Origin of the sequence: Psittacicella gerlachiana (assembly GCF_003585965.1) — a bacterium.
GTDB classification, from domain to species: domain Bacteria; phylum Pseudomonadota; class Gammaproteobacteria; order Enterobacterales; family Psittacicellaceae; genus Psittacicella; species Psittacicella gerlachiana.
Map to the genome: position 1 here is coordinate 1 of NZ_NRJF01000204.1, position 4,359 is coordinate 4,359.

Here is a 4,359-nt window from a genome sequence, read left to right on the forward strand (position 1 = left end):
ATTTGTACCTTTAATTTTTTACTCAAATCTTTAAGTTTTAAACCAAACCTAAATCTAAATTGAGCAAAAATATCAATTATTTATAGATATTAAAAGTTAATCATAAAAGATAAGGCACTAAGAGTAATCTTGTGCCTTATTTCTTATTTGTTTAGTTACTTAAGCGTTTTAAATAATTTGCTGCCAAATTTTTAAAGCGACTGTTATTAGTAACATTACTATTTCTACCTTGCGGTAAACTTACAGTTCGTGGATTACGTGGCACGCCATTCACATGAATTTCATAGTGTAAATGCGGACCTGTAGTTCTTCCGGAATTACCAGAATAAGCAATCAGCTGTCCACGTTTAACCGTTTGTCCCACACTTAGAGGAGTCCCTGATAAGTGCATATACACGGTTGAGTAAGTACGGTCATGTTGGATAACAATATAGCGTCCAGCTCCACCTGCTTGAAATGCAACTTTGGTTACTCTTCCATCTGCCGGTGCATAAATTGGCGTACGAATTGGAATTCCAAAATCTATCCCGTTATGTGGCTGCACTCTTCCGGTAACTGGGTGACGACGAGTTGGATTAAATCCAGAAGTAATCGTTGGTGTCTTCCCAATAAATGGATAACGATTAAAAGTTAACTGTTGTGGTCTTTTCCCGTCAGCATCATACCAAGCATTATTAAAGTAAATGGCGTAGTAATCTTTACCCCCTTGAGTTACTTTTACAGCTTGCACATTACGGAAAGACTCGTTATAGAGACTATCACCGACATATTCACGATTAGAAAGAATCGTAACACGAGCATTACGTTGCACCGAACCGCCATTTAATTGCATACTAATAATTTCATTAATTAAATTTGAGTTATTATCAGTAATTCCCATGGTTCTTAAAGCACCTGTAAGTCCGGCAGCTCCTACCGTAGCTGAACGACTGTCTAATCTTGTTTGTGACGGACGAAGAAAACGTTCACGATAATAAGGTTTTCTTGGATTATCTTCACGAATATAACGAATTTCTTCTTTAATGTCTTTGGTTAGACTTACATAACTAATATCCCCATTTTCGGTGAAATAGAATTGTAAGGTTTGTCCTCGTTTTAGGCTATCAAAACCATCACGGTTTCGTTTACTTAAAGTTAAAATATTTTTTAAGTCTTCCTGATTTAACGTAGCTTGAGGAAATTGTAACTTTAAAGCAGTGGTCAAAATACTCTCTAAAGTTTCATTATTAGCTTTTACTTCGTGACTATTTAAGTCTTTTAAATTAGCCACAAGATTATTTAATTCAGTAATCCCTTGATTTACTCTTTGTAATTGACTTGGAACTAAACGACTATCGTTTATTAGGTCTTCAACACGATCTAAAGTCAGTTCTTTAATGTCACTAACATCTTGTAAATCTATACGACTAGTAGTATCTACGTCAATATTATTATAATCGGTATTAAGTTCCCCGTAATCAACACTACGAATTTGATTCAAATAAAGACCACCTGCAATTAATGCAAATGATACAAGGTACATTACTCGAACTATAATAAGAAAATTTCTACGCTTACTATATTCTTCTGGTGAAAGATTCACGTTATATCCTAGATATACTCTATAGGCAAAAAATCTAGCTCTTTACCTATCAAAATTTTAAATTCTGGATGATCAGTTATTAAACTAACAAAACTAAAATATGCCTTATATTTATATTCATTATTTTTTATTTAACAAGTGTTTCTCAAAACTTCTTGTCCAAATAAAATCAGAAGATATAAACTTTTGGTATATAAAACAATACGGTATATTTTAGCAAAATTTTTCCTAAAAATAAATTTTTATTTTTTAGATACCACTCTGAAAAACTTAAATAGTTTAAAAAAAATCAATAAACTTAAACATCTTTCTTGTAAGATTTCTATCTTTTGCGTTCTAACTTCTAGTATAATTTGAACATAATAAATCAACCTACTACTGAGGTAGTTAAGGAATTATCTTTATGTCCCAACCTTTAATTTCTCTTGTAGATATAAATTTTATTGTCAATGAGCGAAAAACAATTTTAAGTGATATTAATTTCTCTATTTATCCTAATACGGTAACCACTATCGTTGGACCTAATGGAGGAGGAAAATCTAGTCTCCTTAAAATTCTTCTTGGTTTAGTAAAACCTACTTCAGGACAAATAAACAAAAGTAAAAGCGATCTGAGGATTGGCTATTTACCCCAAAAATTAAATTTGGATCAAAGCGTTCCTCTAAATGTAGAGCAATTACTCAAACTAAGCCCTCGTTTTAATCAAGAAAATTATCAATGGCTAGTCGAAAATTGTGAACTCACAAAGATTCTAAACACTTCAATTCATCAATTATCAGGAGGCGAAAGACAAAGAGCTTTTCTTGCTCGTTGTTTAATGAATGAACCTGAATTACTGGTGCTTGATGAACCAGCTCAAGGAGTTGACATTCAACGCCAAGCTAACCTCTATCGTTTAATTCAAAAAATTAAACAAAGATATAATTGTGCGGTTCTCTTAGTTAGCCATGATCTCATGCTCGTTGTCCGTAATACCGATCATGTAATTTGTTTAAATCAACACATCTGCTGTGAAGGACAACCGGAAAATATAGCTCACAATCCTGAATTTTCTAATATCTTTGGGCATGTAATTGCAAAAAATATTCAAGACGCTTTTGCCGTGTACTCGCATAATTCCGTACACCATCATTTAAAACATCATCCATCTAACCACTGTGGTTGCGACCATTCTTAATGACTAATTTTTACAACTGAGGTTGTTATGACATTTCTTCTGTCTTTGATGGCATTTGCATGGATAGCCGCATTTCTCCTCTCTTTTTCGACTTCGACTCTAGGATGTTTTGTCCTTTGGCGTCGTATGTCATACTTTGGAGATACTCTCGCTCATGGCTCTATGCTTGGTTTTTCGTTAGCCATTGCCTTGCAAATTAACTTTTATCTAGGTTTAATCATTACCGTTGCGGTAATTACTTTTTTACTCTTTTTTATTGAAAAAAGATCCAAAGTTTTACACATGGATTCTATTTTAGGAATCGTCGCTCATACATCGCTGTCTTTAGGTTTTATCATTATTAGCATTCTTGCTAAATATGTAAGAGTTGATGTCCTTGACTACCTATTTGGTGACATCCTCATGGTAAAAAGCTTAGACATTATTATCATTGCAATCTTAAGCATCGTAATTGTTACTATTATTACTTTAAGTTGGAAATCTCTAATGTCTATTCTCATTAGTGAAGAGATGGCAATTGTTGAAGGAGTTAATGTCGCTTTTTATAAGAGTCTGCTCGTAATCCTTTTAGCTTTAGTAGTAGCTACAAGCATCACTTTAATTGGGGCTCTCTTAATTACCGCTTTATTAATTATTCCCGCTTCCACTGCTCGAAGATTTGCAACTTCTCCGAAACAAATGATTCTTTACTCTTTTGGGATTAGTAATCTAGCCATTATTATTGGGTTGTTTTCTAGTTTATACTTTAATTTCCCAACTAGTCCAGCTATAGTTTCAACTTTAGGTATCATGTTCTTCTTGAGCTTAGTATTTAAAAGAGGCGATAGCTAATAAACAATTACTTAAAGAAATTGACCATTTTATTACCAAGAACGATATAACTTGTTCTAAACTTCATGTTAAAAATCCTCCGAACTAATAATTTAAAGTTCGGAGGATTTTTATATTTACTATTTTTAACTAAGCTTACTATTGATATTTTGTAACTAGAGCCTCTAAATTCTGCTTAAAACTTGAATTTGCTAAGCTTTGGTCTGTTATATTTAAATTTAAACCTCGAGCTGTAGGATCTTGCTCTAAATGTTGCCACTCCAAAAGCAAAGTTGGCGGAAAATCTTCTAACAACATTTGTGGCCATTCAATTAAAAACATAGTTTTTGCTTGTTGATTATCAAAAAATCCTAATACTTCTAATTCATAAGGATCACTTAGACGATAGAGATCTAAATGATATAAAGTTAAATCATCTAATTGATAATCTTCTTGAATCGAATAGGTAGGACTAGGAATATTTCCTTGGTAACCGGCAGCTCGAATAAATGCACGGCTAAACGTACTCTTACCCGCTCCTAGATTACCAAGTAAATATAATAATACACTTTTATTTTGAGCTTGCTTTGCTAATAATCCCCATAATTCCTTAGCAAACTCTTCTGTTAAATCTTGACTGCCAAAAGTTAATTGGTAACTACTCATAATACTTTTTCCAAATTTTCTTTGTATTATACCTGAATATCTAACAAGCCTCTCAAAAATGAAAAAGTAACTTTATTAAACTTCAGTTCATTTTCTCCTCTATAATTTTTTATTACTATAATAG

The 4,359-nt window shown here is 32.6% G+C and carries 4 protein-coding genes; 2 read left to right on the forward strand and 2 right to left on the reverse strand.

Going from position 1 to position 4,359, the window contains the following annotated elements; translation table 11 throughout:
* Positions 1 to 151: 151 nt before the first annotated feature.
* A complete protein-coding gene (locus CKF59_RS06570; RefSeq protein WP_119535148.1) occupies positions 152 to 1,582 on the reverse strand; it encodes a peptidoglycan DD-metalloendopeptidase family protein in 1,431 nt (476 codons plus the stop codon).
* Between the two features lie 403 nt (positions 1,583 to 1,985).
* On the opposite strand from CKF59_RS06570, the gene CKF59_RS06575 reads away from it, so the two are divergent.
* Positions 1,986 to 2,759, forward strand: coding sequence for a metal ABC transporter ATP-binding protein (locus CKF59_RS06575; RefSeq protein ID WP_119535149.1), 774 nt, complete (start codon positions 1,986 to 1,988; stop codon positions 2,757 to 2,759).
* 27 nt (positions 2,760 to 2,786) lie between these two features.
* Entirely contained in the window at positions 2,787 to 3,590 is an 804-nt protein-coding gene (locus CKF59_RS06580) for an iron chelate uptake ABC transporter family permease subunit (protein WP_119535150.1), read from the forward strand.
* A gap of 138 nt (positions 3,591 to 3,728) precedes the next feature.
* Here CKF59_RS06580 and tsaE read toward each other — a convergent pair whose 3' ends face one another.
* On the reverse strand, positions 3,729 to 4,235 hold the full coding sequence (tsaE, locus tag CKF59_RS06585) for a tRNA (adenosine(37)-N6)-threonylcarbamoyltransferase complex ATPase subunit type 1 TsaE (protein WP_119535151.1): 507 nt from the start codon (positions 4,233 to 4,235) through the stop codon (positions 3,729 to 3,731).
* Between the last annotated feature and the right edge of the window lie 124 nt (positions 4,236 to 4,359).